At 66.8% G+C, this 17,583-nt stretch carries 11 protein-coding genes; 5 read left to right on the forward strand and 6 right to left on the reverse strand.

Translation table 11 applies throughout. The features are described from left to right. Positions 1-87 precede the first annotated feature (87 nt). Together G5C50_RS09410 and G5C50_RS09415 are read right to left on the reverse strand one after the other, a co-directional pair. Positions 88-897, reverse strand: a complete 810-nt coding sequence (locus tag G5C50_RS09410; protein ID WP_165068198.1) for a carbon-nitrogen hydrolase family protein — start codon at positions 895-897, stop codon at positions 88-90. Between the two features lie 26 nt (positions 898-923). After that, positions 924-1,667 (reverse strand): lipoate--protein ligase family protein, encoded by a 744-nt coding sequence (locus G5C50_RS09415; protein ID WP_165068201.1) that lies wholly within the window; start codon positions 1,665-1,667, stop codon positions 924-926. A gap of 97 nt (positions 1,668-1,764) precedes the next feature. On the opposite strand from G5C50_RS09415, the gene G5C50_RS09420 reads away from it, so the two are divergent. The 3 genes from G5C50_RS09420 to G5C50_RS09430 all read left to right on the forward strand — a co-directional run bounded on the left by G5C50_RS09420 (position 1,765) and on the right by G5C50_RS09430 (position 4,766). Beyond that, on the forward strand, positions 1,765-2,757 hold the full coding sequence (locus G5C50_RS09420) for an aldo/keto reductase (RefSeq protein WP_206107628.1): 993 nt from the start codon (positions 1,765-1,767) through the stop codon (positions 2,755-2,757). A gap of 76 nt (positions 2,758-2,833) precedes the next feature. Beyond that, a complete protein-coding gene (locus tag G5C50_RS09425) occupies positions 2,834-4,156 on the forward strand; it encodes an MFS transporter (protein ID WP_165068204.1) in 1,323 nt (440 codons plus the stop codon). Then, the gene (locus G5C50_RS09430) at positions 4,149-4,766 is read left to right on the forward strand and encodes a hypothetical protein (protein ID WP_165068206.1); all 618 of its coding nucleotides are present in this window, start codon (positions 4,149-4,151) and stop codon (positions 4,764-4,766) included. Before G5C50_RS09425 ends, G5C50_RS09430 begins: the two co-directional genes overlap by 8 nt. 80 nt (positions 4,767-4,846) lie before the next feature. On the opposite strand, the gene G5C50_RS09435 is transcribed toward G5C50_RS09430, so the two are convergent. Continuing rightward, entirely contained in the window at positions 4,847-5,845 is a 999-nt protein-coding gene (locus G5C50_RS09435; protein WP_165068208.1) for an acyl-CoA desaturase, read from the reverse strand. 279 nt (positions 5,846-6,124) lie between these two features. Further along, complete coding sequence (locus tag G5C50_RS09440; RefSeq protein WP_165068211.1) at positions 6,125-7,690, reverse strand: B12-binding domain-containing radical SAM protein; 1,566 nt, start codon at positions 7,688-7,690, stop codon at positions 6,125-6,127. Positions 7,691-7,843: 153 nt separating this feature from the next. Between G5C50_RS09440 and G5C50_RS09445 the strand changes: the two genes are divergently transcribed. Further along, positions 7,844-8,953, forward strand: a complete 1,110-nt coding sequence (locus G5C50_RS09445) for a YheT family hydrolase (protein ID WP_240907031.1) — start codon at positions 7,844-7,846, stop codon at positions 8,951-8,953. Between the two features lie 448 nt (positions 8,954-9,401). Continuing rightward, positions 9,402-9,899, forward strand: a complete 498-nt coding sequence (locus tag G5C50_RS09450) for a nuclear transport factor 2 family protein (protein ID WP_206107629.1) — start codon at positions 9,402-9,404, stop codon at positions 9,897-9,899. A gap of 10 nt (positions 9,900-9,909) precedes the next feature. On the opposite strand, the gene G5C50_RS09455 is transcribed toward G5C50_RS09450, so the two are convergent. Both G5C50_RS09455 and G5C50_RS09460 read right to left on the reverse strand, forming a co-directional pair. Beyond that, positions 9,910-17,025 carry a carboxypeptidase regulatory-like domain-containing protein gene (locus G5C50_RS09455; RefSeq protein ID WP_165068217.1) on the reverse strand — a complete coding sequence of 2,372 codons (7,116 nt, stop codon included), beginning with the start codon at positions 17,023-17,025 and terminating at the stop codon, positions 9,910-9,912. Then, the gene (locus G5C50_RS09460; protein WP_165068220.1) at positions 17,022-17,450 is read right to left on the reverse strand and encodes a BlaI/MecI/CopY family transcriptional regulator; all 429 of its coding nucleotides are present in this window, start codon (positions 17,448-17,450) and stop codon (positions 17,022-17,024) included. Before G5C50_RS09460 ends, G5C50_RS09455 begins: the two co-directional genes overlap by 4 nt. Positions 17,451-17,583: the final 133 nt, after the last annotated feature.

The raw sequence follows: 17,583 nt of genomic DNA on the forward strand, positions 1-17,583 counted from the left end.
GACGCGCCGCCAACAGGGCCGCAAGTGAGAGCCCAGACGGAAGCGAAGAGGAAGGATCGGAGAGATAACACAGCCGTCGCGAGGGCCTCATGTCGAGGCGTACTTCCCGACCGGGATCGCCCGGCGGATCTCGGCGACGCGCGACAGGTCGATCTCGGCCAGGGCGAGGCCTTCGGCGACGTCGGGGGCGGTGGCGAGGACGACGCCCCAGGGGTCGACGATCATCGCCCGGCCGTAGCTCTCGCGCAGCTCGGCCTCGCCGTGGCGGCCGTATTGCGCGGGGGCGATCACGAACGACTGGCACTCGATCGCCCGGGCGCGGAGGAGTTCCGACCAGTGGTCGCGACCGGTCCGAGCCGTGAAGGCGGCGGGGACGCAGATGACATCGGCCCCCATGCGGACGAGCCGGCGATACTGGTCGCCGAAGCGAAGGTCGTAGCAAACGCTCAGGCCGAAATTCCCCAGCGCGGTCTCGGCGACGACGTGCTCGTCTCCCGACTCGATCGTTCGCGACTCCATCGCCCGGACGGCCTCGGAGTGGTCGACGTCGAAGAGGTGGATCTTGCGGTAGACCGCCAGCCGAGAGCCGTCCGGGCCGAACAGGACGCTCGTGTTCCGACAGCGCTCCGGGGAAGTCCCTCGCTCGTTGAACGAGCCGAGCAACAGGTGGATTCCGTGCCGCTTCGCGAGGTCGGCGAATCGCCTGCAGGTCGGACCGTCGAAGGATTCCGCCAGCCTCACCTTCTCGTCGGCCTGTCCGAGGAAGTTGGAGTTCTCGGGCGTGGCGACGAACTTCGCCCCATAGCCGGCCGCGCGGTCGACGAGAGCCTCGATCGTCGCCAGGTTGCGTCCGACGTCGGTCGTCGAGGAGATCTGGATGGCGGCTGCCAGGAACATGCGTTTGCGCCTTTCTGGGTCGCGCATCAGCGCTTGTGGTTCCATCCCGGAGTGCGGTAGACATCCCGCTCGATTCGCAGGGCGTCGGTCAGCATGTCGTCGGGAGGGTCGGCGGGGATGGGATCCATTCCAAGGTCGCGGACAAGCCGGTCGGCGACGACGCCGGACCAGGCGCGGGGGTCGTCGGCCAGGTCGGCCAGGTCGGCCGCGCCGGGGAGTTCGGGGACGGCGGCGGCTCTTCGCAAGAGGAGCGAGCTGTGCTGGAGGACGGCCCCCGCCCTCCTCCGCTGGGCGCTGCCGACGAGCTTGACGCCGCCGGCGACCAGGTCCTCGCCGTCTCGGCCGGCGAAGCAGAGGAACGGGTGCGAGGCCTCGGCGGCGGGGTCGACGTCGCCGTGCCGGCGCGCGTCGAGGCCGTGCGCGGCGAGGATCTCGGCCGTCGCCCGGTGGACGGCCCGGTAGAGCGCCGTGTTCGGTCGGGCGAGTGGGTGCGTCGAAGGGATCACGATCGCGAATGTGAGTTCGTGCTCATGCCAGATCGCCCCGCCGCCGGTGGCGCGGCGCACCTTGGCGGCGTTTCGCCAGCGGGGCTCGGCCTCGACCTCCGCCCATGGCTGGAAGTAACCCAGGCTGAGGGTGGGGACCGACCAGCCGTAGGTGCGGAACCAGGCTTCGGACGGATCGCGGGCCACGTGTTCGAGCATGGCCTCGTCGAGGGCCATGTTGGTCGGTCCATCGGCGACGCGGTACGGCAGCACTCGGCAGATCATCGGTCCCCCCGGGCGGATCGGCCCGCGCGGGGCCCTTCCCTTGTCCTCGATTCTATACTGTCATCGGACATCCGACCAAGGACGAGGGTATCGACGCATGCCGCACGATTTGCCGATCCACAAGCTGGGGCCTCTCGAAGTTCGCGCTCCGGGCCTGGGCTGCATGGGGATGAGCGAGTTCTACGACCCCAAGGATCAGGACGACGCCGAGTCGATCCGCGTGATCCACCGGTTCCTCGACGAGGGGGGCGACTTCCTGGACACGGCCGACATGTACGGCTCGGGTCGGAATGAAGTGCTCGTCGGCAAGGCGATCGCCGACCGTCGCGACCGCGTCGTGCTGGCGACCAAGTTCGGCAACGTGCGCGGACCCGCCGGCGAGTTCCTCGGCGTCCGGGGGGACGCGGCCTACGTCAAGGAGTGCTGCGATGCCTCACTGAAGCGGCTGAAGGTCGACCATATCGACCTTTACTACCAGCACCGCGTCGACACCAAGGTCCCCATCGAGGAGACCGTCGGCGCGATGGCCGAACTGGTCCAGTCGGGGAAAGTCCGCTACCTGGGCCTCTCGGAAGCTGCGACCGAGACGATCAAGCGGGCGGCGGCCGTGCATCCGATCGCCGCTCTCCAGACCGAGTACTCGCTCTGGACGCGTGAGCCCGAGGTTGAGATCCTCCCCACCGTGCGAGCCCTGGGAATCGGCTTCGTCGCCTACAGTCCGCTCGGGCGAGGGTTCCTCACGGGCCGCTACAAGTCGCCCGAGGATCTGGCCCCGGACGACTACCGCCGCAACTCGCCGCGGTTCCAGGGCGACAATTTCCAGAAGAACCTCGACCTGGTGAAGGTCGTCGAGGAGATGGCCGAGGCCAAGGGCTGCACGCCGAGCCAGTTCGCCCTGGCCTGGACGCTGGCGCAGGACGTCGTGCCCATCCCGGGGACGAAGCGGGCGAAGTATCTCGACGAGAACCTGGGCGCGGCCGACGTCGTCATTACCGATGAGGACTTGAAGAAGATCGACTCCCTCTTGCCGGCGGGCTCGGCGACGGGCGACCGCTACCACGCCCAGGCGATGCAGGCCGTTAACAAGTGACCTGGGGGCTGCGGCCGGCGTCTGGTACAGTCGTTTTGACGCGATGGGAGGATGGAGGGCGCGGAACGGAGCGGCGATGAAGACGCGCGGGCGGTGGCGGCTCTCGGTGATGATGGGCCTCTTGTACGCGGTCCAGGGAGCGTTCTGGCCCCTGCTGGGGGTCCATCTGTCCGAGTTAGGGATCGACGGTCGCTGGCGGGGCCTGATCTTTGCCTCGCAGGCCCTCGCGGCCACGCTCATGCCCCTCGGCGCCGGTCAGCTCGTCGACCGGCTGATGCCCACGCAGAGCTTCCTCGTCGCGGCCTATTCGGCGGGGACGCTTCTGCTGGCGGCGCTGGCCAGCGGCGGGATCACAGGCGGTCCGGCGCTCTGCGCGACGTTCCTGCTCTACTTCGCGATCATCATGCCGACGCACAGCCTGAGCAGCTCGTTGGCGATGCGGAATCTGGACGATCCCCGCCGCGAGTTCGCCGCGGTTCGGCTCTGGGGGACCATCGGTTGGATGGCCGTCGGCTGGGCCGTGTCGGGCGTGATGCTCGCCCTGAACGGCGGGCGAGTCCCGTCGGTGAGTCCGGGAGGAATGCACGAGGTCTTCTGGATCGCCTCGGGGCTTTCAGCCGCGATGGCGGTCTATTGCTCGACGCTCCCCAACACGCCCCCCCTGGCGGGCGAGACGACCGGGCGAGCCAACCTCCGCAAAGGAGTTGAGCTGCTCCGGGAGCGGGACGTTCGGGTCTTCCTGATCACCACCTTCGGGGTTTTTCTGACGATCCCCCTGGCCTACCAGGTCGTCCCTGGCTACCTGGCCGCCCGAGGAATGCCGAGGCCCTGGATCGCGACGGCCGTTTCGATCAACCAGGTCCCGGAGATTATCGCCCTGGCGGCGATGCCCTGGCTGCTGACGCGACTCGGATACAAGGGGACGATGGCGCTGGGGCTGGGCGCGTGGACCCTTCGTTATCTCATCCTGTCGCTTCATCCTCCGCTCTGGCTGGCGGTCGGAGTGGGGGTCTTGCAGGGGGTGGGGATCGCCTGTTTCTCGATCGGCGGTCAGGTCTTTCTGGATGGCCGTGCGCCGGCGACCCACCGGGCGAGCGTCCAGGCCCTCTTCCTGGTGGCGTCGACGGGGCTCCCCTCGCTCCTGGGGAGTTTGGCGGCCGGCGAGTGGGTTCGGAGGGCCGGTCTGGGGGCCGACGCCTGGGTCTTCGTGGTCCCTTGCATCCTCAATGGGGCGCTGCTAGTTTATTTTCTGAGAGGATTTCGAGCGCAGCCCTCGATTTCGGGTCGTCCCGGCGCAGCGGTCTCTCAGATAGACGCCGACACCCCTCAACGACAACACACCAGGCGAGGCGCGATCGCTTGCGTAGGGGACTTGACGACGGAGTCGGCCGATGGGTGACTATCTCCGCCTGTTGACCGTCGACGACCGCAACATCCCCCTCGCCACCCTCCAGCGGGCCGTCCCGTTCGGGGCCGTCTGGTCGGTCGACCATCCCGGGATGCTGGGGAATTACCTGGCGATCGGCCCAGACGCCAATGACCTGCACCACGTCTGGGCGACGATCGAGCTGAACCCCGTCGGCCCGAACACACTGGGCGCCGAGGAGGTCGCCGAGTTCATCGACAGCCTGGAGAGCGGCGGTCCCCCTTCGGCGGCCCGTTGGCTGGGCGACTACCTGGAGAGCGTCCGGGCGATCTACGCCATCCGGGTCTATCCCGAGGCCATCGGCGAGCACCCCAAGGCGCTCGACGCCGTCTACGCCGTCCGCTCAGCCCTTCGTGCGGCGGTCGGCGGAGTCGGTCAGTGGGACAGCCAGGGATTCACCAATGAGGATGACCGCCTCGTCTGGACCAGGTCCGAGACCACCCTCCGCGGCAAGACGGATGCGGCCCTCCTCGACGAGTCCACCGGCCTGTGGATTCCGTTCGAGCTGGATCTGGACGATCCCCGCGCCGTCGCCGCCTTCATCCGCGGTGAGATGCCCGAGTCGCGACGTTCCCACCGCTAGGCGTGGAGTCGAGGCGGGTCGGCGTCGCGGACAATGAAGGAAGCCCCCCGGTGGACGGAGGGCCTCCTGAAAGACATCGATCAGACCCCGGTTTCCTGGGGCTTCGTCTCCTTCACGACCTGCTCGACGGCCGCGGGGACGGGGGCGGAGGCCGGCTCGGCGGCCGTGCGAGGGGGGACGGCCGGGCGGACGTCGGTCTCGATCAGGCTGCCGTCGGCGTTCTTGCGGATCTTGGGGAGCTTGATGTCACTGGCCAGGCCCAGGCCCTGCATCACCTTGATCGTCCAGTAGGTCGGGTCGACCTCCCACCAGTCCAGGCCGTGGCGGGCCGAGGTCTGGAAGGCGTGATGGTTGTTGTGCCAGCCTTCGCCGTAAGTCAGGGCGGCGCACCACCAAAGGTTGGTCGACTGGTCGCGGGTGGCGTGGCTGCGGTAGCCCCAAACGTGGCTCGCCGAGTTGACCAGCCAGGTCGTGTGCCAGACGAAGAGGGTCCGGACGAAGCCGCCCCAGACCAGCCAGCTCAGGCCCATCCCGCCGTACCACTGGCCGGCGGCGTAAAGCGCCGCGAACAGGCCCAGCGGGAAGAGGATGAAGGCGCTGTTCAGCCAACGCTGGACAGGGTCGCGGTAGAGGTCGGGAGCCCAACGCTTGTAGTACGCCTCAGTGGGGCGGGCGATCTCGTCGGTGACCATGAACCACCCCATGTGAGCCCAGAACAGCCCCCGGAGCGGCGAGTGGGTGTCCAACTCCTCGTCGGAATAGGCGTGGTGTCGACGGTGGTCGGCCACCCAGCCGATCGCCCCGCCCTCGGACGCCATCATGCCGATCATCGTCAGCGGATATTCCAGCCACTTCGGCCAGAGCTTGAAGCTGCGGTGGGTGAGGAGACGGTGGTAAACCAGGCAAATACCGACGCCGCCGGTCAGCCAGTGCAGAGCGAGGCCGATCAACAGGCCCGACCATGAGAAGAGGGAGGGGACGAGCGCCAGCAAGGCGAGGACGTGCATGCCTCCAATGTAGAAGATCGTCGGCCAGGCGAGGCGTTTGGTGGACGCCTGGGCGGTCGTCGTCATGCTCATGGTCAACCTTCTGCGCGTGGCTCTGTTGAGGAGGGCCGTCGCCGGCGATCGGCCGGGGCGGCTATGAATCGGGGGGGCGGGCCGGAACTCCTTCCGGCGCGCGGAAACCCGCCGTGAGAGGCGGGCGAAACGCCCCGGCCCTTCGTCTTGGGCATCTAGATCAAGAGGGTTCGCGAGGTATCGGACGTCGACTCGCCCGTTCCTCGCCCTTTTGTACCATTTTTCACGAATACGACGCGAGCCCGGGTCGCGGAATCGCGGCCGTCGCCTTCGCCCGCCTCAGTAAACGTTCACCAGTTCCCGGGCTCCGCTCTTGGCGTTCTGAGCCATCGTCCAGGAATGGTAGTGCATCGCCATGTGCAGGACGTAGAACATCACCAGTCCGGGGCGGCGGTGGACCTTGACGAAGTTCTTGAACCGCTGGCGGTATTCGCGCTTCAACTCGGGATCGGAGACGTTTCGGACCAGTCGGGCGTACAGCACCAGGCCTTCGACCGCGCTCTTGGCCTCGGAGATCGCCCAGCGTGGGGAGATCCGCCACCATTTCTTCTTCTTGGTGATCCCAATCTCGAAGTTCGGGTCCAGAAAAAGGGCGTCGGTCCGCTCGAAATAAGCCTTGGGATCGTAGAGCCGGCCGATGACGTCGAAGTATCCCGACAGGAGTTCCTCGCGGGACATCTTCAGGGGGATGACGTTGGTGCCGAACTCGGGACGGTCGGACAGGTCGAGGCGGCCTTCCTCGGCGAGCCGGGCGTGCAGCGGCGTCTTGGGGATGGCGGCGAGCATCCCGCTCATCGAGAACGAGATCCGGCTCTTCTGGATGAACTCCACCTGACGGTCGAAGATGGTGTGATCGTCGCTGTCGAACCCCATGATCATGCCGCACCAGACCGCCATGCCGGCGTCCTGGATGCGCCGGATTTTCTCCAGCAGCGTCCCCCCCTGGCGGACGTTCTGGAATTTCTTGGTCTCGCGGAGGGCTTCCTCGTTGGGGCTCTCGATGCCGATGAAGACGGCCACGAAGTTGGCCTCGGTCATGAGGTCCATCAGTTCGGGGTCGTCGGCCAAGTCGATGGACGCCTCGGTGAACAGGCTGAGCGGGTAGCCGTGCTTCTTTTGCCAGGCGATCACGTCCTTGAGGACCAGCTTGATCGCCTTCTTGTTGCCGATCAGGTTGTCGTCGACGACGAACGCGATCCGCATCCCCGTCTTCCAGATCGCCTCCAGCTCGGCGATCACCTGCTCATTCGTCTTGATTCGGGGGCGGCGTCCGAAGGTCACGATGATGTCGCAGAACTCGCACTGGAACGGGCATCCGCGCGAGAACTGGAGGCTGCCGAAGGCGTACCGCTTCATGTCGAGCATGTCGAAGCGGGGCGTCGTCACCTTGGACATATCGGTCTTCTGGAGCTGCTCGTAGCGATACTGGTTCAGCCCCTGCTTCCACTCGCGGAGGAACTGCGGCCAGGTCTCCTCGGCCTCTCCGATGAAGATCGCGTCGGCCGGCTCGTCGTCGAAGTAATCTTCCTGCACCGTGATCCACGGGCCGCCGAGGACGACGAAGCAGCCTCGCGCCTTCAGCTCCGTCATGATCTCCTTCATGCGGAACCGTTGAACGCTCATCCCCGTCATCGCCACGATGTCGGCCTTGGCGCAGCGGTCGAAGTCGATCTCCTGGACGCTCTCGTCGATCAGCGTGACCGTGTGTTCTTCGGGGGTCAGGGCCGCCAGCAACGGCAGCGAGGCGACCGGCAAGTTCGCAGCCTTCCCCATGAACGGAAGCAGGTGGTCCATCCCCCAGTACGACGGCTCGAATCTGGGATTGATGATGACGATGTCAGCCATGGGATGCCTTGATCCTTGGTGCCCGGGGATGGGTGGTTTCCGGGGTGTGCGCAGATTTCCGCGTGTGAACATCCTAGACAAGTGAGAGAACCCCGCCCAGGGGCTTTCTTCGATTTCGCTGGCCGGTCGTCGCGAGGACGCGGGTGGTCCCGGATGCGACGGGCCTCGTACAATGCTGAGGCGGCCCTTCAGGATGGGACGACGTCGTTCCCTCGGTCGACCGCACGGCCCATCTATCCAAGTTTCATGCCGGACTCTCTTGATCCGCCCAACGGCTTGCCGATTTCCTTCGACCCCCACCCCTGGTTCCGGGGCGGCCATGCCCAGACGATCGTCGGTCGCTACATCGGGCCGAACCGGATCGGAGTTCCTTCGCGGGCCGAGACGATCGACCTCCCCGACGGCGACCGCCTCTCCTTACTTGATTCAACTCCCGACGGCTGGCGTCCAGGCGCTCCGGCGGCCCTGCTGCTGCACGGCCTGGCGAGTTCGGCCGAGGCTCCGTACATCGTTCGTATGGCACGACGCCTGAACGATTTAGGCGTTCGAGCCGTCCGGATGAACCTGCGAGGAGCCGGGGCGGGGTTTGGGATGGCCCGGCGGATCTATCACGCCGGTCGGACGGAGGACGTTCAGGAGGCGCTGGCCTGGCTGGCGGCGAGTTCCCAGGGGTCGCCGATCGCCGTCGTGGGCTTCTCATTGGGGGCGAACCTGGCTCTGAAGCTGGCGGCGGAGGCGTCGCGGTCGTCGTATGAGGGGGCCCCGATCGACTCCGTCGTCGCGGCCAATCCGCCGATCGATCTCTCAGCCTGTTGCCAGGCGATGCTCCGCCGCGAGAACCGAGTCTACGACTGGAGCTTCGTCCGTTGGCTGCGCAGCGAGGTGCGCAGGTTGCACGCACGCTTTCCCGACCTGGGGCCGGCGGGGATCGAGGGCGTCCGTTCGGTCTATGAGTTCGACGACCGTTACACGGCCCCCCGCAACGGGTTCGACGGGGCCGAGGACTACTACCGCAAGAGCAGCGCCGGGCCGCTGGCGCCGGAGATCGCGATCCCCGGCCTGGTCGTCCACGCCGCCGACGACCCGTTCATCCCGGGCTCGGTCTTTGACGGCGTCCAGTTCCCGCCCAACGTGCGGTTTGAACTCCTCCCGGCCGGCGGCCACCTGGGCTACATCGCCCGCCGCCCCTGGCGTGGAGACCGCCGTTGGCTGGAGACACGTCTGGCCGACTGGCTGGCCCAAAGGTGGGGAATGAATCGGTAACGAACCCTAGCACTCCCGGCCTTGTCTTTCACATCGCGACCGGCGATGATATGTCCCGTTCGTCGGGCCGTCTCTCTCCCAAACGGTCTTGGTTCTTGCGGCCCTAGCTCAACGGCAGAGCAGGGGACTCATCAGTACAAGGTGGCGCCGGGGGGCGACCCTCGAACGCGAACCGGGTGAATTGCGGGAAACCTAAACCTCCGAGAGGGGGCAAGGCAATCCGCAGCCGAGCCTGGCCGGGCGAAAGGTGGCCAGGAAGGTTCAGAGACTAGCGGGGTGAGACCCAACGATAATCCCCGCCGCGAGCGCCCGGCCTCCCCCGCCCTCCCCTGCCTCTCCCGGTCGGCGGAGCGAGGATGAGATAGTCCAAGCCCCGTGGAAACGCGGGGGCCCTTGAATCCCTTGGTTGCAGGTTCGAATCCTGCGGGCCGCACTACCCCCCTCTCCCATGCCGACTCCTTCCGAACCACTGAAGCCCCAGATCGCCCAGGAGCAGCTCGAGCGCCTCCTGGACGGCATCGACCCCGCTCTTCGGGCAAGGTCGCGGGGCCCGTTCGAAGAGGCCGACGCGCGCGGCCTCGCCGTGGTCCACGGCCTCTTCCGGGCGGTCGGCGAAGGAGACTTCTCCGCCATGGCCGCGATGTTCCACGAGGAGATCGAACTCGAGATCACCGGTCCGCCGAGCGTCCCGTTCCTCGGCGCGTGGAGCGGCCGGGAGACCGTCGCCGAGACGGTCCGGCGCAACTTTGAGATGCTCGACGCCCAGGCCCCCGAGGTCGTCTCAATGAGCGTCCAGGGGGACCACGTCGTCGTGATCCTTCGCGAACGGGGTCGCTACATCGCCACCGACCTCGAATACTCCGTTCGATGCGCCCAGGTCTTCACCCTGTCCGACGGCCTCGTCCGCCGCGTCCGGGAGATCATCGTCGACGAACCGGCGGACTAACGGCCAACGATCAGCGAAGGTCTGTCAGCTTCGCGGTAACGATTCGCGGAGCTTCGAACCGCTCGACGCCCCAGGGGACGATGATCTTGTGCTCCGCACCCACAGCCGGAATCGATTCGAAGCCGGCAGGCAGGGCGCGGACGATGATGCGAGCCTCCCCCTCCGGCAGGCGCAGATGATAAAGTCCGTCCAGGTCGGTGGTCGCCGTCCGACCCCCGGGGCGGGCTTCCACCACGGCGCCGGGGAGTCCGCGGCCCTGCATTGAGTCGATGACCTTTCCCACGACCTCGACGCCTTCGATCGCTTCCAAGTCGACGTGAAGCGTGCCGTCGACCGGCGGCTTGAGGTCATCCTTCGCGCGATAGGTCCACAGCTTGCATTCGTCCGGCCCGTGGAGCACGAGGTCGACCGCGGCAGGCACAATGGGACCGATCCTGTAACGGCCGTCCGCCCGCACCGAGACCCGGTTCAGGCCGCGGGGATGAACCGAGAAAGCGTCGCTCTTCGGTTCTCGGCCGACGGCCTCGACCGACAATTGCGAGAGATCGAGTCCGGGGATCTCCGTCGAGACTCGGCCTTCGATCCAGGAAGCCGGCACGGCCGCCAGCGTCGGCCGGTCGCCGGGGCGAAATTCGGCCGCGTTCAACGGAGCCGGGTCACCTTGCGAGTTGATACGCGCCGGACGGACTGTCACCGGTCGGCCCTGGCCGTCCGTGATCTCCAACCATAGAGTCGTCTCCGTGTTCGGCAGCGATTCCGAGAACTGGAACGAACCATCGACGGCCGTCGTCGCGACGACTGGGAGCCGTCCCGGGGCGTGAAGCCCCTGCGGGTCATCGGGGATGGGCAGGCGAATGCGGTGGATCATTCGATTGTCACCCGTGCCCTGATAAAATTGGGCCCGAGTCGCCTGGATGCGTGCGCCGGCCATGGGATGACCGTCTCGATCGACGAGGACGCCGCCGAATTCTCCGGGCCGATCGAGCTTGACGTTGAAGTCGCGGCCCGTCTCGGCATTGAACCTCGGATTGGTCGCCCACAAATCAGATCCGACCGCGGAAACAAAACCCGGCGCGCGTGCCAGCACGCAAACCAGGCTGACCGACGGGTCGACTTTCCAGGAGTATCGCCCACGATCATCGCTCGTGAGCGAGGCTCGAAGACGCCCCGGCAAGGGCCCGTTTCCCGCGTCCTCGATGACCACTGTGGCACCCGGAACGGGTCTACCCTCCGGGTCGAGGACGACGCCCTTGAGTTCCATGGCGGGTTCCTCGCGAGGGGGCAGGACGACCTCGACGAGCCCGTCGGCCGTGGGTTGGATCTCGAATGGCTGTTCCTGGCCGCCGGGCGAGGCGATCTTCAGTGCGAAGGGGGCGTCCGAGGGGATCTTGATTCGGGAGGCCATTATGGGGTCGAGCGTCAGGCGCCCGTCGGCGTTCGTCGTGCCGTTCCGAAGACCCATCAAGCCGTCTCGGCCGGGCCAGGAGATCCTCGCCCCGGCGACGGGCCGGTGGTCGGCGTCGACGACGCGGAACCGAGCGACGACGTAAGGCGGCACCTCGATCGTCGGGACCTCGAACCGCTCAACGCCCTCCGGGACTTGCACGCCGCGCTTGGACTCCAGTCGCAGGATGGGTGAGTCTCCTCGGACGTCGACGCCGACCATCTGGCGGATCATCGACTCGCCCCGGATACGGTAGCGGCCTTCGGCGTCGGTGCGGGTTCGAGCCATGCGGTTGAGCAAATGGATCTCGGGCATGTAAAGGCCGACCGTCGCCCCGGCCATGGGCCGGTTCGTCCCCCGCTCCACCACCTTCCCGATCATCTCAACGCCCCGCCGCAGGGTGACGGACGCCTCGGTCGTGGCACCTAACGTCGGGGAGACGCTCAAGGCATCATTGGTGATCCAGTCCTGATCACGGCCCGGTCCTTCGACGAGGAGGTCGACCTTCTCCGCGTCCAGGTAGTCCAGCGTGAACTTGCCGTCTGCGGCGACGGGAACTGCGCAGGAGCGGTTAAGGTCGAGGTTGTCCATTCGGCCTCGCGTGAGCCGGACGCGGATCCACAACCTGGAAAGGTCTACGTCAGGAACCTCGGATCGGACCTTCCCTTCGACCCGGGCCGACGGAACCGCCGTGATCTGGGTTTGGGCCTTGGTCGAGACGGCGACAAGCTTCTCCAGCCAGGCATTGTGAAGCCAGCGGCGATCCGAGGCGGGTTGAGGGATCATGGGCCGGCCGTCGGCGGTCCGGATTTCAAGCCGGACCTCGGTGCCCCAATCCTTGCAACCGTGGGGGAACGAGAACGAGCCATCGGCGGCCGTCGTCGTGGTCGTATTGGGGACGAGGGAGTCGATATCCAGCGCCACGGGCCCGCTCCGACCTGTACTATCGCCCTCGGTTCGAACCAGGGCGATCTGGGCCAGTCGCACCGTCGCTCCGGCGACCGGCTTCCCACGCTCATCGACCAGTCGACAGGAGAACGGCGCGGCCGCCGGGAACTTCAAGAGCCACTCCAGGCCGCCGGGCCGATAGTCCGGAGACATGCCACCGTACGACGGCACGCATCCCGGGGCCCAGAACAGGAAGCGGCTGCGGTCCTTCAGGTCGACCCCCTTGAGGGCGAACCGCCCACCAGCGTCGGTGCGGACGGTGAGTCGCCCTCCGACTCGCGGGTTCGCCTCGACGCCGACGACGCCGGCAAGCGGCTGCCCTTGCGGGTCGACAACCATCCCGCGGAACTCGTCGGCGCCACCCTCGCGACGAGGCAGCGTTATCTTGACGACTTCCTCGCCTGCGGCGTGGACCTGGAGTTTGTGCGTCTGCCCTCCGGGCGCGACGACCTCCACCATTGCCGGCTCGTCGCCGGGGATTGTGTTCCACGGGGAGGCGGCGACGAGGAGGCCGTCGGCACCGGTCTTCCCGAAGACGGGCCAGTATTCGACGCCCTTGAGAAGCAGGTCATCGACCTGCGGTTTCGCGCCGGGCACCGATGGGATGAACGAGATCGCGAACTTGACGCTTGAATAGATCTTGTCTCCCGAAGCGATGGTCGTCGTCCAGGAGCCGGCGGGAGCGTCGGCGGGAACGAAGAGAGTGGGCTTCCCGGCGCTGACCGTGACACTCGCGTCGGCAACCGGTCGGCGGTCAGCGTCGATGACGCGAATGCGCGGCACGATGTGGGGCGGGGCCTCGATCGTCGGGGGCTCGAAGGCGGCGACGCCATCGGGGATCGTCACAAATCGCTTGGATTCCACTTGCGGTACGAGCGCGTGGGACCGGGGATCGACGCCGAAGACGTACCGACGAGGTGAAAGGCGCAGTCGGTAACGGCCATCGACGTCGGTGCGGACCTGGACGGTCTGATCGAAAAACTGCATGTCCGCCACCTGCGCGACGAACGCCACCCCCGCCAGGGGGCGGCCCGTTTTCCGCTCGACGACCTTGCCGATCACTTCCACACCCGGGCGGAGCGACAACGACGCTTCGGTCGTCGCGCCGAGAGTGGGTTGAATGTCCCTCGCGTCGTCGACGATCCAGTCCTGGTGGCGGCCAGGGCCTTCGACTCTAAGATCGACCTTCGTGTTGCTCAGACAGTCGAATGCGAACCAGCCGTCGGCGGTGACGGGGACGCTCGGGAGGACGTCCTCCAGCGATGCAAACCGCGCCAGCGACGACCGGACCTTCACTCGCAACTGGGAAAGGTCGACTCCCGGGACCTGGGAGGTGATCTTGCCCGAAAGCCGCGCGGCGGGGACGACTGTGATTTGGGTCTTCTCCGTGGTCGAGACGGCGACCGACTCGATCGTCCAGGGGAATCCTGGCCTGGGAGTGATTGGCTTCGCGAAGGGTTGGGGGACCATCATCCGGCCGTCTCGCGTGCGGATCGTTAGATTCACCTCCGTCGCCGCCGACTTCGACGCATACGGAAAGGTGAACGATCCGTCGTCGTTCGTCGTCGTGGTCGTCTCGGGAAAGGGCGAATCGCTCTGGAGAGGGACAAGGTCGCATGAGCCGCTTTGGCCGTCCTTCGAATCGATGACAGCGACTTGTGTCAAGCGTACCGTCGCGCCGGTGATCGGCTTCCCGACCGCGTCGACGATCCGCCCGGAGAACGGCGCGGCCTCCTGAAGTTTGCAGACCCACTTCGTGTCTTGGGGGCGATCGACGAACGGAATGGTCGGGGACGCCGGGAAGTAACCCGGGGCGGAGAAGACGAAGCGGACGGGCTTGTTCCGGTCGACATTATCCAGCGTGAACCGGCCGTCGGCATCGGTGACGACTCGTCGGGCATTGCGGCCGAGGGGCGCTTCCACCCCGACAGCACCGGCGATGGGACGGTTTTGGGGATCGACGACCATCCCGTGGAACACATCAGCTGCGCCCTGTCTCGGCGGCAGCACGACCTCGACGCCGCCGGTCGCGGAGGCGAACCTGGATTCATGCTTCGTGCCATCGGGAAGATCGACCCACACCTTGACGGGTTCATCGCCGGGCACAAGGTCCGAGGACTCAGTGACGGCAAGTCGCCCGTCCGCGTCCGTCTCGCCAAAGACGGTCCAAAACTCCGCACTCTTGAGACGTTGAGCATCAGAAAACGACTTCGCATCAGCGTCTGAAACGACGCTAACCGTGAAGTTGTCCTCTCCTCCGCCGGTCAATGGAAGTGCAGGGACGGGAGTCGGGAAGTAACTCCCGACGCACGCCGTGACCTTCATCCCCGCGAGTGGCCGATGGTCGGCATCGACCACGCGGACGCGGGCGGCGACGTAAGGCGGCATCTCGATCGTCGGCGCCTCGAATCTGGCGACTCCCTCGGGGACCGTCACGAATCGCTTGGATTCCATCTCTTGCCACTGATCCCATCCTGCGTGGACGCTGACGCCGAAGATGCGTCGGCCATGCTCCATTCGAAGCTTATAACGTCCCTGGGCGTCTGTGGTGACCCGGGCGGCATGGTGGCCAAACATGAGCTTCGGATCGCTCGCCCCCAAGGTGACTCCCGAGGCCGGGCGACCCGTGCCCCTCTCGACGACCTTGCCGACGACTTCGACGCCGGTCCTCAGTGTCAGGGTGGCCTTTGTAGTTGCACCCAGGATCGGCTGGATATTCCTGGCGTCAGAGGCAATCCAGTCCTGGTCACGCCCCGGCCCTTCGACACGGAGATCGATGCTGCCGGCGTTCAGGCCGTCGATCGTGAATCGGCCGTCGGCGGCGACGGGGACGCTGGGAGTTTCGTCGAGAGGGAATGGCCCCGGCGACCGTCCGATCGACGGCCAGGTCCGAACTCTGAGCTGGGAGAGATCCACTCCCTGGACCTGTGAAGCAACACTGCCCTCCAGCCGCGCCGCTGGGACAACCGTAATCCGAGTATTCTCCACGGTCGAGACGGCGACCAGTCCGATCGTGAACGGATTACGGGGATTGAACGGAGAGTCTTTCCACTCGACACGAGGCACCATCAGGCGGCCGTTGCCCGTTCTGATCTCCAGGTCCACGTCTGTCGACACAGTGCTGGAAGCGTAGGGGAAGGTGAATGAGCCGTCGGCGGCCGTCGTCCCCGAGAGGCCGGGTGCGGGCCAGTCGGCGCCGATGGGGAAGGTGCTGGTTTTGAAACCATTGTCACCCTGCTTCTCGCTGGCGACGATCCGCTTCAGACGCACTGTCGCGCCGGCGATAGGCTCGCCGTGATCGTCGACGACCTGGCCTGAAAATGGCGAGGCCTCTCGGAGAGGGAATCTCCACTTCGTGGCTTGCGGACGAGAGATGAACTTGACCAGCCCACGCGCAGGGATGTACCCGGGGGCCCAGAAGACGAAAGGAGTGTGTTTCGTCAGGTTCGCCCCTTCGAGCGTGAATCGACCTTCGGCGTCCGTGACGACGCGTCGGGATGACGGTCCAATGGGTATCTCGACGCCGGTCACACCGGCGATCGGACGCCCTTGCGAGTCGATGATCTCCCCGCTGAAGACGTCGAACTTGGGGGCGGGGCGTCCTGCTGCGGGGGGCGGTTCCTGGCGCGGTGGTTCACTCGCCTCGGAGAGGCGGACGCGCAGGCCGCCGATGCCCAGTGCGGCGACAAGCGCAAGAGGGCCGATGGTCAGGGTGCGGAACAGCGAAGGGCGTGAGAGCGAACGCGTCATGTCATCCTCCAGGAGGCGTTCGATGCGGATCGCCGTGGTTCGGCGGTCCAGGAAGGGGAGCGAGGTCGACGGGACGGAGCGGCCGGTCGGCCGGCGGGACAGCTCCAGGAGCAGTCGGGCCAGGCCTTTCGGGTCGTCGCCCAGGGATACGGCCGCCTCGTCGCAGAGCAACTCCCGCTCGCGGTCAAGGCGGCTCAGAAGCCAGTGGACCAAAGGGTGATGCCACGACGGGACGCGGATCAGCTCCTGCAAGAGCTTCCACGCGTCGTCATATCGTCGGACGTGCGCGAGTTCATGCCAGAGCGCCGCCCGACGCTGGTCGGTGGATCGCTCGTCCCAGGCTTCGGCTCCAGGAAGGAGGATCAGCGGCCGGAAGCCGCCGACGACCACCGGCGACGTCGTTCCTGAATGCCTGGCGAGTCGGACGGGCCGCGATGTCGGCAACTCGGCGCGGCATTCGTCGAACAGGGATAAGTCGTCGGCCGACGCCGAGACGGCCCGTCGCGACCACCTGGCGAGCGAGCCGGCCCCTAGCAGGAGTCTCGCGAGCATCATGATCGTTCCGGCGGCCCAGACGCCGGCCGCTGAACGCCAGGCGACCTTCGGCCAATCGATCGGCTCCGGCGGGGGCGCCGCGGGGATCTCGACGGCGACGATGGGTTCGATCTCGGCGATCGTCTCCACGATCGGTTCGCGGGGCATGACGAGCGGCGGCGGGGGCTCGTGGAGGGGCACGCTCGGTGGTGCCGGCGCAGGTGTTGCAACGGCCGGCGCCGGCCAGGGGATGGCGGCGTCTCCCCAGCGCGGGGAGACGGCCAAGAGCGGGCCAGCCAGCAGGACGGCGGTGCAAAGTGCGTGTCGGGTGGCCGCACGCCTCGGCGGGCGGATCGCCAGCCAGACGGCCAGCGCGGCGATCAGGAAGCCCCATCGGATCGATGTGTCGACGAGTCGATAAACGAGGATGGCGGCGGGGTCGTCGCTCATGGCTTCTTCCTCCGCCTGGTCGCCTTCTTCGGTTCGGCCTCGCCCCCCTGCTCCGCCTCGGCGAGCTTCGATTCGATGGCCCGGAGGTCGTCGGGGGCGATCTGCTCGGAGTCGACGAGTCCGAGGATCAGCTTCTCCGCCGATCCGTGGAAGAACCGCGCGAGGAAGTCCGAAAGCAGGCTGCCGGTCGCCTCGCGACTCGACACCGCAGGCCGGTAAACGTGCGTCTGGCCGTCCTTGTCGTGCTCCACGAGCCCGGCCTTCTCCATCTGCTGGAGCAGCCCGAGGACCGTCGTGTAAGGCTGCCGATCCCCGCGCGGGAGGTGCTCCATCAGCCCCCGCACCGTCAGCGGCCCGTGTTCCCAGAGGACCCGGAGGACCGCGAACTGTCGCTCCGTCATCGCCAGCACCTTACGCCCCGCCATTGCGATCCTCCTCGTGCGAACTTCGGCCTACGCGGCTGAACGTACGGATTGTTGCGTAGGTTGTGCGGCGGGTCAAGGGGGGATCGCGGGTGGGAGATCCTGGTGATACGATGAGCCTTTCTCGCCTTCTCCC

It is taken from the genome of Paludisphaera rhizosphaerae (assembly GCF_011065895.1).
Lineage (GTDB): Bacteria > Planctomycetota > Planctomycetia > Isosphaerales > Isosphaeraceae > Paludisphaera > Paludisphaera rhizosphaerae.